This is a genomic window from Paraburkholderia sp. BR10936, assembly GCF_040965735.1.
GTDB lineage: Bacteria > Pseudomonadota > Gammaproteobacteria > Burkholderiales > Burkholderiaceae > Paraburkholderia > Paraburkholderia nodosa_A.
In genome coordinates this window covers 432,315-455,222 of sequence record NZ_JBFRCM010000004.1, presented here as the reverse complement: position 1 = coordinate 455,222, position 22,908 = coordinate 432,315, and the positions used below count along the sequence as shown (strand labels likewise).

The window sequence follows — 22,908 nt, the reverse complement described above, 5'->3', positions numbered from 1 at the left end:
CACCTCGGTGCAACCGCTTCATGGAGACGACAGCATGTCCCGTCCATCGCTCGACTTCTGGTTCGACCTCGCCAGCAACTACAGCTATCTCAGCGTGATGCGCATCGCCGCGCTCGCCGAACGAAATGGCGTGGATGTTTACTGGCGGCCCTTCCTCCTCGGCCCCATTCTCGACGCACTCGGCTGGGAAGGTCCGCCCTTCGTCGTGCAGAAGGAAAAAGGCGCCTATGTGTGGCAGGACATGCGCCGGCAGTGCCGCAAATACGTGCTGCCGTGGCAACAGCCCAGCGAGTTTCCCCGCCGCACCGTGCTCGCGACGCGCATCGCCGTGCTCGCCGCCGACGAGCCGTGGCTGCCCGAATGGTGCCGCGCCGTCATGACGCGCAACTATGGCGACGACCGCGAAGTCGATTCGCCCGAAGCCGTCGCACAGATGCTCACCACGCTCGGATTGCCGGCACAACGGCTCATCGAGGAAGCCGGCAGCGAGGCGAACCGGCTGCGCCTGCGCGAGCGCACCCAGGCGGCTCGCGATCTCGGCATCTTCGGCGCACCGACGTTTTTCGTCGGCGAAGAGATGTTCTGGGGTAACGACCGGCTGGAAGACGCCATCGAAGCGGCGCTCGGCGCGCCGCAGAACCGGGACACTGCGTAGTCCTGTTCTTTGCGCATCACTACCGTGGAGCTGTTCGTATTCCTGCCTGTTCACGCCGTCACGTATTCGCGCGGTTCGCACAGCCAAACCTTCGGACTGCGTTCTGACGATGTGTTTTGAGGCGCGATGCCTCATACGGCCTGCCTGTGAACAAAGCCTTTGGCGTCAGCCAGTTAGCTTCGATATCCCAGGGTTATGAACAGGGGCTTCAACAAAAACTGTGGAAAAGTCGGCACGAGAGTTACCCACAGATTTCGTTGACAGCCCTGTGGAAAAGCCCTGGAAAGCTCGACCAACTCCTTGGCCCACAAGGAAATTCCGCTCACCAAACAAAACACGGCGCGCCGTTGCCGACGCGCCGTGTTTATCCGGCAGAACTCATCAAACCGGCATCAAGGCTTGTTCGATTCGAACAGATCCATGATCTGCTTCTTCTCCGTCGTCGTCACGTTCGGCGGCGTCATGCCGGCCGGCCCCATGCTGCCGGTCGCGCCGCTCGCGTCGCTCGCCGCACCGGCCGGGTTCGCCGAGTCCAGACCGATGCTCGCCACGAAGCCGTTACCCGGCGTCATGTCCGAGAAGAACAGTTCGTCGTTGATCGTCGTGAGGCCCTCGGGCATCGCCGGTTCTTCCTGCGGCACGCCGCGCAGCGCACGCTGCATGTACTCCACCCAGATCGGCAACGCGAGCTGCGCGCCGAATTCGCGGCTGCCGAGACTCTTCGGCTGGTCATAGCCCATCCACGCCACGGCGACCAGTGTGCGCTGATAACCCGCGAACCAGCCGTCCTTGGCGTCGTTGGTCGTACCGGTCTTGCCCTGCAGGTCGTTGCGATGGAGCACGTTGGTGCCGGCGCCCGTACCCGCCGTCGCCACCGAGTGCAGCAGGCTGTTCATCACGAATGCGTTGCGCGGCGAAAGCGTTTGCGGCGCATTCTGGCCCGCCACCAACGGCTGCGCGCGCAGGATCGGCTGGCCGCGCGCGTCGTCCACTTCGGCGATCAGATACGGGTTGATGCGATAGCCGCCGTTCGCGAACACGCTATACGCGCCCGCCGACTGCAGCGGCGTGACGAGGCCCGCGCCGAGCGCCATCGGCAGGTACGGCGGGGTCTTGTCCGCGTCGAAGCCGAAGCGCTGCGTCACGTAGTCCTGCGCGTACTTCGTGCCGATGTACGAGAGGATGCGGATCGACACGAGGTTCTTCGACTTCTGCAGCGCGAGGCGCATCGACATCGGCCCTTCGGGCTGGTCGTCGTCCTTCGGCTCCCACGCGTCGCCGCCCGGCGTGCTGGGGGGGAAGTACAGCGGCGCGTCGTTGATGATCGTCGCCGGCCCAAGGCCCTTTTCGAGCGAAGCCGAGTAGATGAACGGCTTGAAGCTCGAGCCCGGCTGACGCCACGCCTGCGTGATGTGATTGAACTTGTTCTTGTTGAAGTCGAAGCCGCCGATCAGCGCGCGGATCGCGCCGTCCTGCGGCGTGAGCGAGACGAGCGCGCCTTCGACCTGCGGCAGCTGCGTGATCTGCCAGTTGCCCTTCGCGTCCTCCATCAGGCGCACGATCGAGCCCGGGCGAATGCGCAGCGCCTGCGAGGCGCGCGGCGAGAGCGCGGCCGCGACGAAGCGCAGGCCCTCGCCCGTCACCGTCACCGAGGTGCCGTCGAGCTGTTGCGCCGTCACCGACTTCGGGCCCGCGTCGGTCACGACTGCCGAAACGAGGTCGCCGTTGTCCGGGTGATCGGTGAGCGCGTCTTCGATGGCCTGCTCGCGGTCGTCGCCGTCCGCGGGCAACTGCACGAAGCCCTCCGGTCCGCGATAGCCGTGGCGGCGCTCGTAGTCCATCACGCCCTTGCGCACAGCCGCGTACGCGGCATCCTGGTCGGCCGAATCGATCGTCGTCGTCACCGTGAGGCCGCGCGTATAGGTCTCGTCCTTGTATTGCGCGTACATCATCTGGCGCACCATTTCGGCGACGTATTCGGCGTGCACGTTGTACTCGGTGCCGGCCGTCTTCGTCTGCAGCGGCTCCTTGATCGCTTCGTCGTACTGCGCTTGCGTGATGTAGCCGAGGTCGAGCATGCGCTTGAGGATGTACTCCTGGCGAATCTTCGCGCGGTGCGGATTGACGATCGGGTTATACGCCGAAGGCGCCTTCGGCAGGCCCGCGAGCATCGCCGCCTGGGCCACCGTAATGTCCTTCAGGTCCTTGCCGAAGTACACGCGCGCCGCCGCCGAAAAACCGTAGGCGCGCTGACCCAGATAAATCTGGTTCATGTACAACTCGAGAATCTGGTCCTTCGTGAGCGCGCGCTCGATCTTGTAGGCGAGCAGCATCTCGTAGACCTTACGCGTGTAGGTCTTCTCGCTCGACAGGAAGAAGTTGCGCGCGACCTGCATCGTGATCGTGCTCGCGCCCTGCGAGGCGCCGCCGTGCATCAGGTCGGCCACGCCCGCGCGCAGGATGCCGACGAAGTCCACGCCGCCGTGCTCGTAGAACCGGTAGTCCTCGATGGCGAGCACGGCCTTCTTCTGAATATCAGGGATATCCTGAAAACGCACGAGCTGACGTCGCTCTTCGCCGAACTCGCCGATCAGCACGTGATCGGCGGTATAGATGCGCAGCGGCACCTTGGGCTGATAGTTGGTGAGCGCATCGAGCGACGGCAGTTGCGGCTCCATCACGACGAGCGCGTAGCCCACGAGCAGCGCACCGACCACGCAGAGCGTGCCGATCAGGCCGACGAACCAGAGCGCGAGCGTGGTGCCGATGGAGCGCCGCTTCGGGCTCCCGTCGCGCGGCCCGTTGCCGCCGGACCCGCCGCCCGATTCAGGCCGGCGAGGCGGCTGGCGCCCGTTGTTGAAGGAGGGTTCCCGATCTTCGTTCGGGTACTGCGGTGAAGGCGGTCGTTTGATGATAGGCATGACTGGAATGATGGGCGCGTCTCGCGCGCGCCGGCTGCGCGCAACTCGCGCGCATGGATCTCGACCACGGCGTCATGGCGCCAATGCGGCATACGACGTCGCCGGCTCAATCCCGGCGACGCGGCGCGACCGGCAACGCCCCCGTCCGGCCGCGCGGCGCGCACTATGGCACGCCACATGCGAATACCGCTCGTTCGGGCGCCATTCGCGAAATGTAACAGCGCATTCTAAAGAAATCGCGCACGCCGGGTCGCGCTTTTTTTGTAAGAGTTTCTTGGGAAACACTTCCTGCCCGATTTCTGGCCGTCCAGGCGATCGCTTGCGTCGATCATGGTTTTATGCGCGAAAAGTTTCGTAACCGCCCTTGTGTAGCGCGATAAATTAGGCATCGACTGGTTGTTGACGGCAGATTTTTGCAGGCAGGGTTGTTCCTGGTCGCGCACCTTCTCATTGCGCATCGGCGCACTCGTCTTATCATGAAAGATCTGCTACACGCCCCTGTTCGCGCCCAGGCAAGCACCCATCCATTCTTACAAAAAGCTGTTGCGCAGGCAGGCAAACCGACGTCATACGAAGCCGACCCAACGGCCCGTCGATCATGAACAAGCCCAGCGAACGCATCGTCGTCTTCGTTACGCCCGCGCAAAAGCGCGCGATCTCCGCCACCGCCGACGAGCTCGGCATCAGCCTCAGCGAACTCATGCGCCGCGCCGTGATCGCGTTCAGCGCGACGAGCGATCAGGTGAAGGCCGCGAGCATCGTCGACCGGCTGAACGCGCCGCGTCAGCCCGACGCGCTCGCGCAGGTGCTGCAAAAGGCAGCGAGACCGCTGCGTGTGGGTCGAGCCGGCGCGATCCGGCCAGCAGTGGGCGCGGCGGCGGCCATCGGCGCGAGCGACGCGAACGCGGACGCGCAAAAGGCTGGCGAAGCGGCCGCGGCCCTTCACGACGACGACGCCCACGAGACAACGCTTCAAGCGTCAAACATACCCCTGCCCGCCGCGCACACCGACGAGGCGGACGTGAGCCATGCCGCGCGCGAAATCGCCCAGGCTGTCGCCCGGCTGAGCGCCGAAGCGGCCGCTGCAGCGCAAAGCGCCGCGCTCGATACGGCCGCCGCACAATCGCTGGACGTCGAACCGCTGCAGCCGCTGAGCTCGGCGCCCTTCGCCCGCTCCCGGCGCGACGCGAGCGATCCACGCGACGAAGCCCGCAGCGACGACGCCGCGCCCGAAGGCGGCAAATACGCCTGACACGCGCAGCATCCACGCCGCCATACACACGAGTCACAATCGGCTTAACGCCCGCTTACATACGCGCCGCGAGCGCTGGGCAGGCCCGATTCCTTTAAGTCCCTTTTAAGACGGGCCGTGGTGTAATATCCGCGATCGATGGCGGCGCCCGGCCTGCAGCGGTGCTTCACGCCGCGCAGCCAGGCCCCGTCCTGATGAACATACGCGTGCAAGAAAACAGCTTCACGCTATTGCAATTGCCGCACTCGCCCCGATTTTCGCCGTGCATGCGCGCCAGGCGCAAAGCGGCGTAAGCTGGCAGATGGATCAGCCCTCTGCCGGCCGGCTGGCGCGTGAGGCCAAACCGCGAACACGCACCTCGGCCCACCACGGCCGATCTCATTTCACTGGAGGAATTCATGTCGCTTTTCGACTCCATCTCCCGCACCGTCAAGGGCCTGCTCAACGACGCCGCAGACTCGGTGCAGGATCCGTCGCGCGACGCGCGCCAGATCGTGCGTGAGCTCGACGACAGCATCGGCCGCGCGGAGAACTCGCTCGTCGAGATCCAGGCGCAGGTCGCGACGCAGCAAAGCAAGCGCGACGTGGCCGCCGACAAGGCGAAGAAGTACGAAGACGGCGCGAAGCGCGCGCTGCAATCGGGCGACGAAGCGCTCGCACGCGAAGCGCTCGGCGCGCAGCAAACCGCGGAAGCCGAACGCGACGCGCTCGCGGGCGAACTCGCGAAGCTCGAACCGTCGGTCGATCAACTGAAGCAGCAGATCGACGACATGCGCCAGCGCCGCAACGACCTGAACGCGCGCTCGAACATCCTGCAGGCGAAGCAGCAGATCGCCCAGGCGAAGGATGTCGCGGCTACGGCGCTGGGCGGCATCGGCGGGAAGAATCTCGACGGCGATTTCCAGAAGCTGGAAGAAAAGGTCGCGCTCTCGAACGCGCGCTCGGACGCCCGCCTGAATTCGTCCGACCAGTCGAGCGGCAAGGCGCTCGACGACAAGCTCGCGGCGCTCAACAAGGGTCCGTCGGTAGACGAGCGCCTCGAGGCGCTCAAGAAGCAGATGAACACGCCGGCACAGTAAGCGCCTGCGTGCTGGATGCGGCGCGGCACGATCCGTGCGGCCGATGGCAATCGGCAGGCGCGCGAGAGCGCCGCATCCCCGTATCGAATGCCATGGAGACGGGCGTCAATCCGCCCGGCCTGCAACATGAAAAAATTTCTTGCCGCTGCCAGTATCGCCGTCGCGTCGCTCGCCTTTACGGGCGGCGTTGCGTTCGCCTTGCCGAGCGTGCAGCAGATCGAATCCGCGATGTCGCAGGGTGACTGGCAGCGCGCCGATTCCGGCCTGACCGAAGTCCTGCAGGCGCATCCGGACAACGCTCGCGCGCACTACCTCTACGCCCAGGTCCTCGACCGCGAAGGTCGTTACAGCGACGCGCTTACCCAGGTCGAGCAGGCGAAGTCGCTCGATCCGCAAATCCGCTTCACCCAGCCGCAACGTTTCGCGCAGGTCGAAGCGAAGATTCGTTCCGACGCTTCACGCGCCGGCAGTGTCAACACGAACAGCACGGGCAACCCGTTCACGCAGCAGCAGTTGGCCGCGCCCGCGCCACAGAAGCGAGGTCCTGGTATGGGCATGTGGATTGGTATCGCCATCTTGCTGGTCGGCATTGTGCTCGTGCTGCGCTGGACGCTGCGTCGCGCGAAGTCCACCGAAGACGCGAAGGCCGGCGACGACCGCCGCGACCAGCTCAAGCGCGCCACCGAGTTGCTCAACGGCGTGCGCTCGCTCAAGCTCGACGTGAAGCTCTCGACCGCACCCGGTCACGAAGCGCTCGAAAAGGAAGTCGAAGGACTCGAAGCGCAGTTGCGCAGCCTCGTCGAAACGCTTTCGAACAGCGCGAATCCGCGGCCGTCGTATGAGATCGAGGATCTCGAACGCCAGTTCGCGAGCCTCAAGGCGCGCGCCGAGGGCCGCGCCGATCCGAATGCGCAGCCTGCCGCGCCCGACTACGGCAGCAACTCCCCCTACGCGCGCGAAGCCGACGCCGCCTTCGGACGTCAGCCGCAGTATCCGCCTGCGCCGCCGCAGCAACCGCCGCAGGTCATCGTGCAGCAAGGCGGCGGTGGCATGGGCGGCATGGGTGGCCTGCTCACGGGCGTGCTGCTCGGCGAAGCCCTGAATCATGGCCGTGACCGCGTGATCGAGCGCGATGTGTATGTCGACGACGAGGGCCGCAGGGTTCAGCGCGACGGCAACAACGGCGGCGGCCTCGACTTCGGCCAGGGCTCGAACGACTGGGACGACGGCTCGGGCGGCGGCGGTGTCGATATGGGCAGCAACGACAGCTCGGACGACTGGAACAACTCCTGAACGCCTGAGGCTTGCCCAGCGCACGCCGCTAAAGCAACGACGGGCTCCTTCATGGAGCCCGTTTTGCATCGGCGCAAAATACGCAGCACACACACATAACGGCGGACGCACACATGGCCAATCAAGCGCTCGGCAACGGGGGCGCGCTGCGCATCGCCATCATCGGCAGCGGTTTTTCCGGCATCGGCATGGCGATCCGGCTGCGTCGCATGGGGGTGGATTCGTTCACGATCTATGAGGCCGCCGAAGGCCTCGGCGGCACCTGGCGCGACAACGCCTATCCGGGGGCCGCTTGCGATATTCCTTCGCATCTCTACTCATTTTCGTTCGAGCTGAATCCGGCGTGGACGCGCACCTTCGCGCCGCAGCATGAAATTCTCGACTACCTGCGCCATTGCGCGCACAAGTACGATGTCGAGCGCTTCATCGAATACCGTTCGCGCGTGCGCGCGGCGCGCTTCCTGGAGGCGCGCGGCGTCTGGCAGGTGGAGATCGAACGCGACGGCGCGAGCACGACGATCGAAGCCGATATGGTGATCGCCGCGAACGGTCCGCTCTCGCGCCCGGCGCTGCCGCATATCGCGGGCATCGAGCGCTTCGAAGGGACGCTCTTCCACTCGGCGCGCTGGGACCACGACTACGCGCTCGAAGGCAAGCGCATCGCCGTGATCGGCACCGGTGCGAGCGCGATCCAGTTCGTGCCGCATATCCAGCCGCGCGCAGCTCAGCTCACGGTGTTTCAGCGCACGCCACCGTGGATCATGCCGCGGCGCGACCGCGCCATCAGCGAACGCTGGCGCTGGATTTATCGGCACATGCCGTTCGCGCAACGTGTGGCGCGCGCAAAGATTTACTGGCAGCACGAATCGCGCGCGGTCGGCTTCGCGGTCGAGCCGCGCCTGCTCAAGACGCCGACGAAGTTCGCGCTGAGCTACCTCGCGCACAAGGTGAAAGACCCCGAGCTGCGCGCGCGCCTCACGCCCGACTATCGGCTGGGCTGCAAGCGCGTGCTGCTGTCGAGCGACTACTACGCTGCCCTCGCGCAGCCCAACGTCGAGCTGGTGACCGACGCGATCCGCGAGGTCGTCGCCGATGGCATCGTCACCGCCGACGGTATGCATCGGCCCTACGACGCGATCGTGTGCGGCACGGGCTTCCAGGTCAACGATGTGGACGCGCCCTTCCAGGTGACGGGCGTGGGTGGCCAGGACCTCGGCGAGACGTGGCGGCGCGACGGCCCCGAGGCCTACCTCGGCGCGAGCGTCGCGGGCTTCCCGAATCTCTTTTTCGTGATCGGGCCGAACACGGCGCTCGGGCACAACTCGATGATCTACATGATCGAGTCGCATATCGCCTATATCGCGGCCTGCATCCGCGCGCTGCAGCGCTCGGGCGCCCGCACGATGGAGGTTCGCGCCGAGGCGCAGCAAAACTGGAACGCGCGCGTGCAGGCGCGCTTCGCGCGCACCGTGTGGCAGTCGGGCTGCCGCAGCTACTACCTCACGCAGGCGGGCAAGAACACCGCGCTGTGGCCTGGCTTCACGTTCATGTTCCGCCGCAAAACGCGCCGCGTGCGCACCGCCGACTACGCGTTCGAGCGCTAGATGCGCTGCGGCTGCCCCGCGTACACGCGCGTCTCGTAGGCGAAGTTCACGGTGCCGTCCTTTTGCGTGGCCTCGAACAGCTCGCGCAGCGCCGCGAGCATCGGCTCGTGGCGTTCGTCGCCCGCGCGCGGCGCGTATGACGACGACATCAGCCGTCCGCGCAGGCCATCGAAGTCGAGCAGTTGCGCGTTTGGGAACACGGTCTGATGCTCGAAGCCATCGCCGAACCAGTCGGCCATCGCGGCCGAGTCCGGATAGGTCTCGGCCACGCGCGCGTAGTCGGGGCAAAAACGCTGCAGGAGCGCCTCGTAGCCTGCCAAAAACGCCGAGCCCTCGAGCAGGCGGCTGTTCCAGAACAGCACGATCTTGCCGCGCGGCCTGAGGATGCGCGCGAATTCGCGCTGCGTGTCGGTCTTGTGGAACCAGTGAAACGCCTGTGCGGCGCTCACGAGATCCACGCTCGCGTCTTCGAGCGTCGTCGCCTCCGCCGTGCCCGCCACGCTGCGATAGCCTTGATAGCCGCCTAGCAGTTCGTCCGCCGCGGCACGCATGGCCGCGTTCGGCTCGACTGCCGTGACAGGATGACCCGCGTCGAGAAAGAGCTTCGTGGAGAGGCCCGTACCCGCGCCGATGTCGGCCACGGGCGCGCCCGGCGCGATGCCGCACTCCACATGCACGAAAGTCGCCACTTCGCGCGGATAGGCCGGCCGGAATTTCACGTAATCTGCGACCCGGTCGGTGAAACGCCGGGTGGAATCGTCGATCATCGTCTGCCCTTTTGTCGTTCAACCGCCGCCGCCGAGGAGCTTCACCAGCTCCCAGAGGAAGCGCAACACCATCACGATCAGCTCCCAGAGCTGGATCAGCTGCTGCCAGAGCGCGAGCGGCGCGCTCCCGCCGAAAATCGCTTCTATCATCTTGCTCCCGTCGCGACGCCCCTTTGCCCCTCTTTTCCGGCTTTCGGAGCGCCCGAGTTCCCGATCATAGCGCCAGGCGCCACCCCTGCGCTCAAGTCGCCGTATTACGCGCCGTAAACCAGTTCAGAAAGCCCGGCGATCGAACCTGCCGACGACCGGGCCTGCAGCTTTGGGCAGTTGTCCGCAGCTTTCATGGCGCACCGGGAAAGGAGACACCCGATGGCACGTTTGCGTTTGTTGGGCCTGCGCGGTCGCCGCGCGGGGAAATCCGCCGGCGTCGTCGGCGACATTGCCGCACATGCCGGCAGGCTCGGTATCGAGATCTGCGACGTGGCGGGCCATGTCGACGAAGTCGCCGCGCGCGTGCAGCGTCAGACCGACGTCTGCCACGCCCTGCGCGAGTCGGCGGCCCACACCCTCGCCGGCAACCATCAGATCGCCACGGCGGCCCGCGCCATGCGCGAGCTGAGCACCGGCACCGCCGCCACCGTGCAGCAGTCGCAGCAGACCATCGAGGAGTCGCTTGCCGACATTCACGGTCTCGTGGAGAGCGTCACCGTCATCGAGACGCAGATCCGGGCGCTCAAAAGCGCGCTCGCGCATGTCTCGAAGGTCTCCGAGGAAATCTCCCTGATCGCGCGGCAAACCCAGCTTCTCGCGCTCAACGCAGCCATCGAAGCGGCGCGCGCGGGCGAGTCCGGCAAGAGCTTCGCCGTGGTCGCGGCCGAGGTGAAAAACCTCTCCGCCAAGACGGCGCAGGCCACCGGCCAGATCGAGCAGACGCTCGGACAACTCACGCAGCAGACCGAGCAACTCATCGCCGAGGGCACCGCCAACACCGAACGCGCGCATCGCGTGCGCGAGGGCACGCACACGATCGGCGAGGCCGTGCACAGCACCGGCCAGGCGATCATGCAACTCGACGAGCACGCCGGCCAGATCGCCCAGCTCACGGGCGAGATCGAAACGAAATGCGACGGGCTCGAAAGTCAGGTGGGCGAAATGGTCGCGGGCGTCGAAGATTCGGGGCGCAACTTCGTGCAGGCGAAGGATCAGCTCGGCAAGCTGCTCGAGGTCTCGGAAACGCTCATCGAGCTGTCCGCCGCAACCGGCGTGGAAACCGACGACACCCGCTTCATCGAGACGGTGCAGCGCGCCGCCGCCCAGGTGAGCAAGCTGTTCGAAGGCGCGCTCGCGCGCGGCGAGATCGGCGAAGCGGATCTGTTCGACAGCGTCTACGCGCCGGTGCCGAACACGAACCCGCAGCAGCATATGACACGCTTTACGGCCTTCACGGACCGCGTGCTGCCCCCGGTCCTCGAACCGCTGCTCACGTTCGACGAACGCGTCGCCTTCTGTGTCGCGATCGATCCGCGCGGCTACATACCGACGCACAATCGCAAGTTCTCGCATCCGCAGGGCGCCGACCCGGTGTGGAACGCCGCGAACTGCCGCAATCATCGAATCTTCAACGACCGCGCGGGCCGCGCGGCCGGCTCGCATACCAAGCCCTTCCTGCTGCAAACCTATCGTCGCGACATGGGCGGCGGCACGTTCGTGATGATGAAGGACGCCTCCGCGCCGATCTTCGTGAACGGGCGGCACTGGGGCGGGTTTCGTATGGGATACCGGCTGTAAGGACTGCGCCGAATAAAGCAAACGGCGCGCGGACATGACTGCCCGCGCGCCGTCTATTGCAGGCGCTTCGAAGCGCGGCGGCGCTCAGACCGCCATCGCCATCCGCTTGCGCTCCGCGCGCTGCATGAAGTAGTTGCCGGCGATCACGCCCACCGTCACGACCGCGATGAAGAGCGTCGCGAGCGCGTTCATCTCCGGGTTCAGGCCAAGGCGTACGCGCGAGAACACCACGAGCGGCAAGGTGGTCGAGCCCGGGCCCGAGAGGAACGCCGAGAGCACCAGATCGTCGATCGACAGCGTGAACGACAGCAGCCAGCCTGCCGCAAGCGCCTGCGAGATGAGCGGTAATGTGATCTGGAAGAATACCTTGAACGGCGTTGCGCCAAGGTCCAAGGCCGCTTCTTCGAGCGACGGGTTCAGCTCGCGCACGCGCGACTGCACGATGATGGCGACGTACGAAATGCACAGCATGACGTGGCCGATCCAGATCGTGAACACACCGCGCCCCGCGGGCCAGCCGATCAGCTTGCCCATTTCCACGAACAGCAGCAGCAGCGAAATGCCCTGGATCACTTCGGGAATCACGAGCGGCGCATTGATCATGCCCGAGAAGAGCGTGAAGCCGCGAAAGCGCCCCATGCGCGCGAGCACGAAGCCCGCCCACGTGCCGATGAACACCGAGGCGAACGCTGTCATCAGCGCAATGCGCAGCGAGAGCCACGCGGCGGTGATCAACTCGTCGTCGGTGATGAGCGCCTGATACCAGCGCGTGGAAAAGCGCGTCCACACCGTCACGAGTTGCGACTCGTTGAACGAGTAGACGACGAGGCTCAGGATCGGAATGTAGAGGAACGCGAAGCCGAGGCCGAGCGCGATGAACTGCAGAACGCGATTCGGTTTCATTTGCCGCGGCCCTCCAGTTCCTTCGCCTGATAGTGCTGGAACAGCGCCATCGGCACGAGCAGCAGGAGCACCATCGCGCAGGTCACCGCGGAGGCCATCGGCCAGTCGGCGTTGTCGAAGAACTCGTTCCACATGACGCGGCCGATCATCAGCGTGTTCGCGCCGCCGAGCAGCTCAGGAATCACGTACTCGCCCACCGCCGGAATGAACACGAGCAGGCAGCCGGCGATGATGCCGTTCTTCGAGAGCGGCAGCGTGATCTCCACGAACGCGCGCCACGGCTTCGCGCCGAGGTCGTAGGCGGCTTCGAGCAGCGTGAGGTCCATCTTCACGAGGTGCGCATAGAGCGGCATCACGAGAAACGGCAGATACGAATACACCATGCCGATGTAGACGGCCGTGTTCGTGTGATACAGCTCGATGGGCGAATGGATGATGCCGATCGACATCAGGAAATTGTTCAGCAGTCCGTTGTTCTTCAGGATGCCGATCCATGCGTACACGCGGATCAGGAACGACGTCCAGAACGGCAGCATCACGGCCATCATGAGGATGTTGCGCGACGCCGGATTCGAGCGCGCAATGTAATACGCCATCGGATAACCGATGATGAGGCATAGCAGCGTCGAAATCGCCGCCACCACGACCGAATTCACGTAGGTCGCGAAGTACAGGCTGTCCTGGAACAGGAACGCGTAGTGCGAAAGGTCGAGCGAGATATGCCAGATGCCATCCGCGAACGACGTCAGCTCCGTGTACGGCGGAATCCCGAGTTGCTGGTCGGCGAAGCTGATCTTCACCACCAGGATGAACGGCACGAGGAAGAACAGCAGCAGCCAGATGAACGGGCCCGCCACGACGGCCGTACGCCCGGTCAGGTTGAAGCGTTTCGCCGGCCAGTTCAGGATGCTGCGCAAAGTCGTCGCGCTCATGACGTCAGCACCACACCGGCCGAAGCGCTCCAGCGCACGTAGACTTCGTCTTCCCAGGTGGGCGAATCGATCTCGGAGAGCGCGAGGCTCGACATGTTCGCGATCACCGTCTTGCCCGAGTCGAGCTTGACGTGATAGAGCGAGTAGCCGCCCATGTAGGCGATGTTCTTCACTACGCCCTTGCCCCAGTTGAACACGCCCTCGGGCGGTTTGCGCGTGAGCGAGATACGCTCCGGGCGCACCGAGATCGTCACAGGCATGCCGAGCGGCCCGGTGATGCCGTGGTTCACGTAGAGGCGCACCGGCAGTTCGGGGCACTCGACGAATACATGGTCGGGCTCGTCCTCGACCACGTTGCCATCGAAAAGATTGGTCGAGCCGATGAACTCCGCCGAGAAGCGGCTGTTCGGGAATTCGTAGACCTGGTTGGGCGTGCCGAGCTGGACGATCTCGCCTTCGCTCATCACCGCGAGGCGCCCCGCCATCGTCATCGCTTCTTCCTGGTCGTGCGTGACCATGATGCAGGTGACGCCGACCTTGTCCAGAATGTTGACGAGTTCGATTTGCGTGCGCTGGCGAATCTGCTTGTCTAGCGCCGACATCGGCTCGTCGAGCAGGAGCAGCTTGGGGCGCTTCACGAGCGAACGCGCGAGCGCCACGCGCTGCTGTTGGCCGCCCGAGAGCTGATGCGGCTTGCGCCTGGCAAAGCGCGTCATCTGCACGAGTTCGAGCGCGTTGGCCACCCGGTCCTTGAGCTCGCCCTTCTTCACGCCTTCCTGGCGCAGCCCGAAGCCCACGTTCGACTCCACCGTCATGTGCGGAAAGAGCGCGTACGACTGGAACATCATGTTGACCGGACGGCGGTACGGCGGCATCGACGCGAGATCCTCGCCGTCGATCATGATCTTGCCCGAGGTCACGGTCTCGAGACCCGCGAGCATGCGCAGCAAGGTGGACTTGCCGCAGCCCGAGCTGCCGAGCAGCGCGAACAGCTCGCCCTTCTTCACCGACAGATTGACGCCCTTCACGGCGGTCGTCTCGCCGAACTTCTTGACGACATCGACGATCTGCACGAAGTTGTCCGCGGCCGAATCTGCCGCGGTGAAGCCCGAAGGCAGCGAGCCGGCGGATGCCGGCGCGCTCGACTGGTCACTCATGATTCTCTCTGCCCTGCCTGTTTCTGCGTGAATGCTGGACGGGGTTGACGAACAAAGCCCCCGGCATCGTGCCGAGGGCTCGGGGTAAAACGGGATCGAATTTCAACCGCGGCTGCGAGCGCGTCAGCGGCCCGACTTGAACTCGGTCCACAGACGCGTCTGCAGGCGCTGGATCTCAGGCGGCAGCGGCTTGAGCAGGAACAGCGTCTTCAGGACTTCGGGCGGCGGGTACACGGCCGGGTCGTTGGCGATGTCCTTGTCCACGTACTTGCGTGCTTCCGCGTTCGCGCTCGGGTAGTAGACCGCATTCGTGATCGCTGCGTGGACCTGCGGCGTCTCGATGTAGTTGATCCACTCGTGCGCGGCTTCCTTGTGCTGAGCATCCTTCGGGATGGTCATCACGTCAAACCAGATCGGCGCGCCGCCCTTCGGGATGTAGTACTCGATCTTGTAGGGCTTCTTCGCGTCGATGGCGCGGTGCTTGGCGATCACGACGTCGCCCGACCAGCCGTACGCGAAGCAGATGTCGCCGCCCACGAGGTCGTTGATGTAGCCCGACGAGTTGAACTGCGTGATGTACGGACGGATCTTTTTCATCATCGCGAGCGCGGCGCGATAATCGTCCGGGTTCGTCGAGAGCGGGTCCTTGCCGATGTAGTGCAGCGCGGCCGCGAACATCTGGTCCGGCGCGTCGAGCACGGACACGCCGCAGGCCTTCAGCTTCGAGATGTTCTCGGGCTTGAAGAGGATGTCCCAGTTGTCGAGCGGTACATTCTTGCCGAGGATCTGCTGCGCCTTCGTGACGTTATAGGCGAGACCCGTCGTGCCGTACGCCCAGGGCACCGCGTACTTGTTGCCCGGATCCGCGCCGGCGACGAGCGCCATCAGCTGCGGATCGAGGTACTTGAGGTTGGGGATCTTCGACTTGTCGAGCGGCGCGAAAATGCCGGCGGCGATCTGCTTGCCTGCGTAATTGCTGGTCGGCACGACGATGTCATAGCCCGAGTTGCCAGCGAGCAGCTTGGCCTGGAGCGTGTCATCGCTGTCGTAGTTGTCGTACTTGACCTGAACGCCTGTCTGTTTGGTGAAGTTCGGAATCGTGTCCTTGGCGATGTAATCGGACCAGTTGTACACGTTCAGCTGCGTGTCCTTCGCCACCGACGTCATCCACGGCGCCGCGCACAGTGCGAGCGCGGCCAGTTGCGCCACAACCCCTTTCTTCATCCCGTTCTCCGATCCTGACCGGCTCCGGCCGGCCGCCTGCCTCGCTTCGTGCCGTGCTTCGTTTCACCTGTGCACGGCTCCCCTGACTTTCCCAGAACCTACCATCAAACCCGCCCGGCAAGAAATAAAACGCGGGTGTGTCGCGCAAACGGAACATGGGCCATGGAGAGCCGGCAAGCCGTGCGCGGACGGGAAATCGCGCGCAATTTTAGCCGTTTCACGGGCCGTGTCCACAAAAAACCGCTTCTGTGGCGCATGCGCGCGACGACCGGCTGTCGGCGGGGCGCAGCGCCACCTTCCACCTTGCTATCGCCTTGCAGCGGCGTGGCCCATTCATCGCGCATCGCGCGTCGCCGCGGATCGCCTCGCGGTGCAGGCGGCCGCGTCGCGCCGTATCGGTTAACATAGCGGCGTTTCGTACCGAAGCCGGCGCGCGCGACGCCCGGCCACGCCCCAAGGTTCTTCAATGGCATCCAATCTCCACGACCTCCCCGACAGCCCGTGCATCGGCGTGTGCTCGACACTCTTTGACGACGTCTGCAAAGGCTGCGGGCGCACCGCCGGGGAAGTCTCCAACTGGGTATTTCTGAGCGACGAAGAAAAGCGCGCCGTGTGGGAGCGCATCGAGCGCGACGGCACCGCCATGCGCTTCCAGAAAGACCGCGCCTGAACGCGGATAAAAAAACGCCGGGCGAGCCGGCGTTCGAAAAAGCGGTGATGAGGCGACCGATCAGAACTTCATGCCGACGCCCAGACCCACCACGAGCGGATCGATATGCAACGTGCCGATAGACGTGCCACCTAGCGATGCGTCGGTGTGCATCCAGATCTTCTTGATATCGGCATTCACGAAGATGCGCTTCGTCACCTGGAAGTCGATGCCGAACTGCAGCGCCGGGCCCCAGCTGTGGTTGTCGATCGAAACCGACTGCCCGCCTGCGTGCAGACCGTTGTTGTAGAACAGCGTGTAGTTGATGCCCGCACCCACGTACGGCCGCACCTTGCCCGCGTTATTGAAGTGGTACTGCAGGAGCAGCGTTGGCGGCAGCACGCCCACGCCGCCGAGTGCACCGATATTCGACGTCACCTGGTTGCGCGACGTGCCGAGAATCAGTTCGACGCCGATGTTGTTGGTCGCCATGTAGGTGAAGTCGACCTCGGGCACGATGGCGTTGTTCACGTCCGCGCCAAGCGCGCCGAGCGTACCGCTGCCGCGTGCATCCGGCGCGATTTCGATCGCGCGCAGGCGCACCAGCCAGTCGCCCGCGTAAATGCCCGAGTCGGGCGAACCGGCCGCGCTGGCCGGCACTGCCAGAAAGACCGCGCCCATGGTGAGCGCGGCAGTTGCTGCTGCCTTTCTAATTGCTTTATACATCGTTGATCCCCGTGTCTGTAGGTCTAGCCTTGAAGGCCCACAAATTGTCAGAGACGGGGTCTGGCGCCGTTTTGATACGTGTCAAGCCAGTGCGAAGGCTGCGCGGCGTGCGACCGCAGGTCGCGCAGCGCCGGTCAGCAGCAACTCCAACAGGTCGCGGACGCTGCGGATCGCATTGCCGAACGGCAACGCTTCACGCCCGCGGAAGAACAAGCCGTTCGCGACGTCGCCACGCAACGCCGCGGCAAGGCGCGTGTCGATGCAGAAGTGGCCGAACTTCTCGATGCCGTCGCGCAGCCCGCAGGCCGAAAGACATTCGAGACCGGTTGGGCAAGCAAGCTTGAGCGAGCCGATCTTGGCGCGAATGCGCGACTCGTTGCGCAAGTAACGTTCGAGCCACGGCGTTTTCACCGCGCGCGCGGGCAGGCCCGTCACACTCACGAACTCGACGATGTCTTCAGGCTTCGCTTCGGCGAGCACGCGCTTGAAGTCGGGGTGCGCGTCGCCCTCCTCGGTCACGGCGAACGGCGTGCCGACCTGCACGCCGTTCGCGCCCGCCTCGAGCCATTTGCGCACGGCCTCGTGGCTGTTGACGCCGCCCGCCACGACGAGCGGCACGTCACGCCGCGAAATGCCGAGCGTGGCATAGACGCATTCGAGTTCCTCGAATATCTTCGTGAAGGCGAAGCGCTCGTTGCCCATGTCGGCGATGTCGGTCACGCCGAGGTGGCCGCCCGCGTAGGCCGGATGCTCGATCACGATGGCGTCGGGCAGGCGACCCTTCTTCATCCACTTCTTGAGCACGAGCGCGACGCCGCGTGCGTCCGACAGGATCGGCACAAGCGCGATATCCACGCCCGCCGTGAGGTCGGGCAGATCCAGCGGCAGGCCCGCGCCCATGACGATGGCGTCGGCGCCGTGCTCGCACGCGGCGCGCACGTAGTCGGCATGGGCGTTCACCGCCTTCATGACGTTCACGGCGATCATGCCGTTGCCGCCCGCAAGCTTGCGCGCCGCCGCGATTTCGCGGCCGAGCGCGACGAGGTTCGCGCGTGCGAGCGTTTCGTGCCGCGGGTCCGCGCGGCACATGTCCATGAGGTCGCTGTGATGATGGCGCAGGTCGATGCTCGCAATCGTGCCGAGCGCGCCTTCACGCGCCACACTGCCGGCCAGCCGGTGTGCCGAAATGCCGACACCCATGCCGCCCTGCACGACGGGCAGGAGTTGACGACCGCGAATCTGGAGGGGAGCGAAGGAGTGGCCAGGAAACATGTTGTGCTCTGTCGATGACAAAGCGCTTATGGTCGCGCGTACCCCACATATGACATTGACGCACATCAAACAAAAACGCGGACTTCAGCAAAGAAGTCCGCGTTCATGACTTGCATCAACACGTCGTATTAAAAGATTTGCGATAGCGCGCGACGAGATGCCTCATCAGCCCTTCGGCACCTTGAACTGCATCGACTTGTATTCGAGGTATTCCTCGAGGCCATACGCGCCGTTTTCGCGGCCGTGTCCCGACTGTTTGAAGCCGCCGAAGGGTGCGGCCATGTTCCAGGCGCCGCCGTTGATGTCGATCTGGCCCGTACGGATACGGCGTGCCACGCGCATCGCGCGCTCGTCGCTGCCGGCCCAGACCGCGCCGCCGAGGCCATAGAGCGAGTCGTTGGCGATCGCGACGGCGTCGTCTTCGTCCTTCGCCGTGAGAATCGTCAGCACCGGGCCGAAGATCTCTTCCTGCGCGATGGCCGCATCGCGCGGCACGCGGCCGAACACGGTCGGTTTCACGAAGAAGCCCTGCGTCACGCCTTCCGGCATGCCGGGGCCGCCCGTCACGAGTTCGGCGCCGTCGGCCATGCCGCGCTCGATGTAGTGCAGCACGCGTTCCTGCTGCACCTTCGAGGCGAGCGGGCCGAGCTTCGCTTTGTCGTCGCGCGGGTCGCCCACCTTGAACGCCTCGGCGGCCTGCTTCGCGAGGTCTCGCGCTTCTTCGTAGCGCGACTCCGGCACGATCATGCGCGTGTGGGCCGAACAGGTCTGCCCCGAGTTGAGGAAGCACGCGCCCACCGTGCCTTTCACGGCAGCCGCGAAGTCGGCGTCATCGAGCACGACGGAGGCCGATTTTCCGCCCAGCTCCAGCGCGACGCGCTTGACCGTGGCCGACGCGACTTCCGACACACGTTTGCCCGCACGCGTCGAACCGGTGAACGACACCATGTCGACGTCCGGATGGCGCGCGAGCAGCTCGCCCACCACGGGACCGTAGCCCGTCACGAGATTGAACACACCCGCGGGCAGGCCGGCGTCGTGGATGGCCTCGGCGAGCACGAATGCGTTCAGCGGCGCGATCTCGGAGGGCTTGAGCACGACGGTGCAGCCGGCGGCGAGCGCGGCGGCGACCTTGAGCGTGATCTGGTTGAGCGGATAGTTCCACGGCGTGATAGCCGCGACGACGCCCACCGGTTCGCGCACGACGAGCGAGTTGCCCACGCGCTCCTCGTACTGGAACTCGCTTGCGAGCTGCGCGTAAGCGCCCCAGTTGTAGACCGGGCCGCCCACCTGAATGGCGCGCGCGAGCTTGAGCGGCATGCCGACTTCGCCTGCGATCAGCTGCGCGAGTTCGTCGGTGCGGGCCTTGAGATTGTCGGCAATTTTTTGCAGATACGCCCCGCGCTCGGCGGCGGGCGTCGCGGCCCAACCGTCGAAGGCGGCGCGCGCGGCGGCGACGGCCGCTTCGGCATCGGCTTCGGCGCCCTCGGGGATGCGGCCCATCACCGCCTCGGTGCCCGAATCGATCACGTCGATCGTGCCCTTGCCGTGCGGGGCGACCCATTGGCCGTTGATGTAGAACTGCGCGTAGTCGTTCATCTACTTGTCTCCTGTCTGTCGATGGCGGCTTGCGCTTTAGCGCTTACTGCCATCCCATGCAAAGCTCTGTGTTCGTTCGCGATTTCATCGCGGCGCTCGCCGCGGCGACAGTGCATTCTAGCGTGGTTGACGCATACGTAAAGCGGGCGCGCCGTAGGCTAAGGCACGCAGGCCAAAAACAAAACGGGCGACGCTCACGCGCCGCCCGTTTTCATTTCACGCCTCGATCAGCGATCGAAATTCATTGCAGCCCCTGGCTCACCAGGAAGTCTTCGTAGTTGCCGCTGTAGTCCTTGACCGTGCCATCGGTTTTCACCTCGATGATGCGGTTGGCCAGGCCGTTCACGAACTCGCGGTCGTGCGACACGAAAATAAGCGTGCCTTCGAACTTTTCGAGCGCGATCTGCAACGACTCGATCGATTCCATGTCCATGTGGTTGGTCGGCTCGTCCATGAGCAGCACGTTGTGGCGGCCGAGCATCAGCTTGCCCCAGATCATGCGACCCTTCTCGCCACCCGACAGCACCTTCACCGACTTCCTGATGTCGTCCGCATTGAAGAGCAGACGGCCCAGCGTGCCGCGCACCGACTGCTCGTCGTCGCCTTCCTGGCGGTACTGGTCGATCCAGTCCATCAGCGTCACGTCGGCCGGAAACTCTTCGTACGTGTCCTGCGGCATGTAGCCGACGTTCGCATTCTCCGCCCACTTTACCGAGCCGTTGTCGACGGCCAGATTGCCGAGCAGCGAACGCAGCAGCGTGGTCTTGCCCGCGCCGTTCTCGCCGATGATCGCGATGCGCTCGCCCGGCTGCACGCTGATGCTGAGCTTGTTGAAGATGCGGCGCTCGTACGTCTTCGTGATCTCTTCCGCGACCACGACGATGTTGTGCAGCTTCTTCTCGAATTCGAAGCGGATGAACGGGTTCTGGCGCGACGAGGGCTTGAAGTCCTCGATCTTGATCTTGTCGATCATCTTCAGGCGGCTGGTGGCCTGGCGTGCCTTCGACTTGTTCGCCGAGAAGCGGCGCACGAAGTCCTGCAGGTCGGCCACGCGCTCCTTCGCCTTCTGGTTCGCGGCCTGCTGACGCTCGCGCGCCTGCGTCGACGCCAGCATGTAGTCGTCGTAATTGCCCGGCCAGACCTTCAGCGTGCCGTAGTCCATGTCCGCCATGTGCGTGCAGACCTGGTTCAGGAAGTGTCGATCGTGGGAGATGATGATCATGGTCGAGTTGTACTCGTTCAGAACATCTTCCAGCCAGCGGATCGAATTGATGTCGAGGTTGTTGGTCGGTTCGTCGAGCAGCAGCACGTCCGGCTTCGAGAACAGCGCCTGCGCGAGCAGCACGCGCAGCTTCCAGCCCGGCGCCACGCCGCTCATCGGGCCGTTGTGGAATTCCGTGCCGATGCCGATGCCGAGCAGCAGCTCGCCCGCGCGCGCTTCGGCCGTGTAACCGTCGTACTCGGCGAACTTCGCTTCGAGTTCGGCGGCATGCATGTAGTCGTCGTCGGTGGCTTCGGGGTTCGCGTAGATCGCGTCGCGCTCGCTCATCGCGGCCCACATTTCGGTGTGGCCCATCATGACGACGTCGAGCACGCGCACGTCTTCGTACGCGAACTGGTCCTGACGCAGCTTGCCCAGACGCACGTTCGGCTCGAGGATGACGTTGCCCGAACTCTGCTCGAGATCCCCACCGAGGATCTTCATGAACGTGGATTTGCCGCAACCGTTCGCGCCGATCAGGCCATAGCGGTTGCCTTCGCCGAATTTGACCGAGATGTTCTCGAACAAGGGCTTCGGCCCGAATTGCATGGTGATGTTGGCGGTAGAGAGCACAGCGCGTCCCGGAAAGTAGATCGACGAAAAACCTGTAATTTTAGCAGGTTATGCCACTTCGCGCGCGAGTTCCAGCCGCGCGGACAGCCTTGCTCCGCGCAGCATGACACGGCAGGAAGTGAACAATGTGAAGGCCGCCATGCACGCCGGTTACAACGGGGCCGCATCGCTCGCGAGGCCTGCGGGTGCCTGATCAGGTCACGCTTCGCCGCTGCGCGGTGTCTGCAGCACGTCGATGAAGCCCGAAAAATCGGCCTGCTCGAGGCCCATGGCTGCCGCGAGACGCAGCAATTGCTGGACCGTGCCCGAGACGGGCATAGGCGTGCCGGTCTGAGCGGCCGCGGCGGCGATCGTGTCCACGTCTTTCTGGAACGTTTTGAGCGTGCCGATGGATTCGAACCCGTCTTGCGTCATACGCGGCACGAACGTGCGCAGCAACGTCGAATCGGCCCAGCCGCCCGCAAGCGCCTCGGGCAGCTTCGCCGCCTCGATGCCGCTGCGCCGCGCGAGGCTCACCGCTTCGGCAATTGCGGCAACCGTAGCCGTGACGATGGCCTGGTTGCACAGCTTGGTGGTCTGACCCGCGCCCACGCCACCCATATGGGTCACGCGCGCCGCGTAGGCGCCGAGGATCGGCGTAACGGCTTCGACGTCGGCCGCTGCGCCGCCCGCCATGATCGCCAGCGTGCCGTTTTGCGCGCCCGCCACGCCGCCCGAAACCGGCGCGTCGACCCAATCCACGCCGAACGCCGCCGCGCGCTCTGCGAGCCTGCGTGTCGCGTCGGGAGGAATGCTCGAATGATCGACGATGCGACGCACGCGCACGCGCCCGCTCGCGCCGGGCGTACCGGCCAAAAGCCCGTGTTCGCCGAACACCACCTGCTCGACCGCCGCCGCGTCGGCGACGCACAGCAACACCACGTCAGCCTCGCGCGCGAGCTCGCCAGGCGTCGCGGCCACCTGCGCGCCGTCGGCGATCAGCGCCTGCGCCTTCGCCGGCGAGCGGTTCCACACGCGCACTGCATGCCCGGCGCGCAGCAAGTGACGGATCATCGGCGCGCCCATCAGCCCCGGTCCGCAAAAACCCAACACCTGCCCGTCCATTTTCTCCGTCTCCTGTCGATCGCCGTTGCGCATTCACGCCTGCAAAACGGGCACGTCGAATGCTCGTTTTCGCGCGAGGCGTCATGATAACTGGCGCCGGGCTTCTCTCATCTTTGCCCTTGCGCCCCGGTCCGTTACCTATACTCGAT

20 protein-coding genes are annotated in these 22,908 nt (G+C 65.0%); 7 read left to right on the top strand and 13 right to left on the bottom strand.

Annotated features, from left to right (window positions below; translation table 11 throughout):
- Window positions 1-34: 34 nt before the first annotated feature.
- Window positions 35-655, top strand: coding sequence for a 2-hydroxychromene-2-carboxylate isomerase (locus tag AB4Y36_RS11680; RefSeq protein ID WP_368683023.1), 621 nt, complete (start codon window positions 35-37; stop codon window positions 653-655).
- A gap of 392 nt (window positions 656-1,047) precedes the next feature.
- Here AB4Y36_RS11680 and AB4Y36_RS11675 read toward each other — a convergent pair whose 3' ends face one another.
- Together AB4Y36_RS11675 and AB4Y36_RS11670 are read right to left on the bottom strand one after the other, a co-directional pair.
- On the bottom strand, window positions 1,048-3,576 hold the full coding sequence (locus AB4Y36_RS11675; protein WP_368683022.1) for a penicillin-binding protein 1A: 2,529 nt from the start codon (window positions 3,574-3,576) through the stop codon (window positions 1,048-1,050).
- 227 nt (window positions 3,577-3,803) lie between these two features.
- Window positions 3,804-4,034: a hypothetical protein gene (locus AB4Y36_RS11670; protein ID WP_342945801.1), complete on the bottom strand. Its 231-nt coding sequence runs from the start codon at window positions 4,032-4,034 to the stop codon at window positions 3,804-3,806.
- A 140-nt stretch (window positions 4,035-4,174) separates the two neighbouring features.
- Here AB4Y36_RS11670 and AB4Y36_RS11665 point away from each other — a divergent pair, with 140 nt between their 5' ends.
- The 4 genes from AB4Y36_RS11665 (at window position 4,175) to AB4Y36_RS11650 (ending at window position 8,804) form a co-directional block, all read left to right on the top strand.
- Complete coding sequence (locus AB4Y36_RS11665) at window positions 4,175-4,828, top strand: hypothetical protein (protein ID WP_368683021.1); 654 nt, start codon at window positions 4,175-4,177, stop codon at window positions 4,826-4,828.
- Between the two features lie 398 nt (window positions 4,829-5,226).
- Entirely contained in the window at window positions 5,227-5,907 is a 681-nt protein-coding gene (locus tag AB4Y36_RS11660) for a PspA/IM30 family protein (RefSeq protein WP_069265671.1), read from the top strand.
- A 126-nt stretch (window positions 5,908-6,033) separates the two neighbouring features.
- Window positions 6,034-7,200 (top strand): tetratricopeptide repeat protein, encoded by a 1,167-nt coding sequence (locus tag AB4Y36_RS11655; protein WP_368683020.1) that lies wholly within the window; start codon window positions 6,034-6,036, stop codon window positions 7,198-7,200.
- A gap of 113 nt (window positions 7,201-7,313) precedes the next feature.
- Window positions 7,314-8,804, top strand: coding sequence for a flavin-containing monooxygenase (locus tag AB4Y36_RS11650; RefSeq protein WP_368683019.1), 1,491 nt, complete (start codon window positions 7,314-7,316; stop codon window positions 8,802-8,804).
- On the opposite strand, the gene AB4Y36_RS11645 is transcribed toward AB4Y36_RS11650, so the two are convergent.
- Both AB4Y36_RS11645 and AB4Y36_RS11640 read right to left on the bottom strand, forming a co-directional pair.
- Window positions 8,801-9,571: a class I SAM-dependent methyltransferase gene (locus tag AB4Y36_RS11645; RefSeq protein ID WP_368683018.1), complete on the bottom strand. Its 771-nt coding sequence runs from the start codon at window positions 9,569-9,571 to the stop codon at window positions 8,801-8,803. The genes AB4Y36_RS11650 and AB4Y36_RS11645 overlap by 4 nt on opposite strands.
- Window positions 9,572-9,589: 18 nt before the next feature.
- A complete protein-coding gene (locus tag AB4Y36_RS11640; RefSeq protein ID WP_256094777.1) occupies window positions 9,590-9,721 on the bottom strand; it encodes a hypothetical protein in 132 nt (43 codons plus the stop codon).
- Window positions 9,722-9,940: 219 nt separating this feature from the next.
- Here AB4Y36_RS11640 and AB4Y36_RS11635 point away from each other — a divergent pair, with 219 nt between their 5' ends.
- Window positions 9,941-11,359, top strand: a complete 1,419-nt coding sequence (locus AB4Y36_RS11635) for a methyl-accepting chemotaxis protein (protein WP_069265667.1) — start codon at window positions 9,941-9,943, stop codon at window positions 11,357-11,359.
- Window positions 11,360-11,443: 84 nt separating this feature from the next.
- Here the strand turns inward: AB4Y36_RS11635 and AB4Y36_RS11630 are convergent, their stop codons facing one another.
- The 4 genes from AB4Y36_RS11630 to AB4Y36_RS11615 form a co-directional block, all read right to left on the bottom strand.
- Window positions 11,444-12,262 carry an ABC transporter permease subunit gene (locus tag AB4Y36_RS11630; RefSeq protein WP_069265666.1) on the bottom strand — a complete coding sequence of 273 codons (819 nt, stop codon included), beginning with the start codon at window positions 12,260-12,262 and terminating at the stop codon, window positions 11,444-11,446.
- The gene (locus tag AB4Y36_RS11625; protein WP_342945805.1) at window positions 12,259-13,194 is read right to left on the bottom strand and encodes an ABC transporter permease subunit; all 936 of its coding nucleotides are present in this window, start codon (window positions 13,192-13,194) and stop codon (window positions 12,259-12,261) included. The genes AB4Y36_RS11630 and AB4Y36_RS11625 overlap by 4 nt, the downstream gene beginning before the upstream one ends.
- Window positions 13,191-14,354, bottom strand: a complete 1,164-nt coding sequence (locus AB4Y36_RS11620; protein ID WP_368617770.1) for an ABC transporter ATP-binding protein — start codon at window positions 14,352-14,354, stop codon at window positions 13,191-13,193. Before AB4Y36_RS11620 ends, AB4Y36_RS11625 begins: the two co-directional genes overlap by 4 nt.
- A gap of 120 nt (window positions 14,355-14,474) precedes the next feature.
- The gene (locus AB4Y36_RS11615; protein WP_133186742.1) at window positions 14,475-15,575 is read right to left on the bottom strand and encodes a polyamine ABC transporter substrate-binding protein; all 1,101 of its coding nucleotides are present in this window, start codon (window positions 15,573-15,575) and stop codon (window positions 14,475-14,477) included.
- A 466-nt stretch (window positions 15,576-16,041) separates the two neighbouring features.
- On the opposite strand from AB4Y36_RS11615, the gene AB4Y36_RS11610 reads away from it, so the two are divergent.
- Window positions 16,042-16,245 carry a DUF1289 domain-containing protein gene (locus AB4Y36_RS11610; protein ID WP_321925507.1) on the top strand — a complete coding sequence of 68 codons (204 nt, stop codon included), beginning with the start codon at window positions 16,042-16,044 and terminating at the stop codon, window positions 16,243-16,245.
- Between the two features lie 60 nt (window positions 16,246-16,305).
- On the opposite strand, the gene AB4Y36_RS11605 is transcribed toward AB4Y36_RS11610, so the two are convergent.
- From AB4Y36_RS11605 to AB4Y36_RS11585, 5 genes are all read right to left on the bottom strand, one after another.
- Complete coding sequence (locus tag AB4Y36_RS11605; RefSeq protein ID WP_368683078.1) at window positions 16,306-16,905, bottom strand: OmpW family protein; 600 nt, start codon at window positions 16,903-16,905, stop codon at window positions 16,306-16,308.
- Window positions 16,906-17,031: 126 nt separating this feature from the next.
- Window positions 17,032-18,222, bottom strand: coding sequence for an NAD(P)H-dependent flavin oxidoreductase (locus tag AB4Y36_RS11600; protein WP_368683017.1), 1,191 nt, complete (start codon window positions 18,220-18,222; stop codon window positions 17,032-17,034).
- A 165-nt stretch (window positions 18,223-18,387) separates the two neighbouring features.
- A complete protein-coding gene (locus AB4Y36_RS11595) occupies window positions 18,388-19,821 on the bottom strand; it encodes an aldehyde dehydrogenase family protein (RefSeq protein ID WP_368683016.1) in 1,434 nt (477 codons plus the stop codon).
- A gap of 241 nt (window positions 19,822-20,062) precedes the next feature.
- The gene (locus AB4Y36_RS11590) at window positions 20,063-21,655 is read right to left on the bottom strand and encodes an ABC-F family ATPase (RefSeq protein ID WP_069265658.1); all 1,593 of its coding nucleotides are present in this window, start codon (window positions 21,653-21,655) and stop codon (window positions 20,063-20,065) included.
- A gap of 198 nt (window positions 21,656-21,853) precedes the next feature.
- The gene (locus AB4Y36_RS11585) at window positions 21,854-22,759 is read right to left on the bottom strand and encodes an NAD(P)-dependent oxidoreductase (RefSeq protein WP_368683015.1); all 906 of its coding nucleotides are present in this window, start codon (window positions 22,757-22,759) and stop codon (window positions 21,854-21,856) included.
- Between the last annotated feature and the right edge of the window lie 149 nt (window positions 22,760-22,908).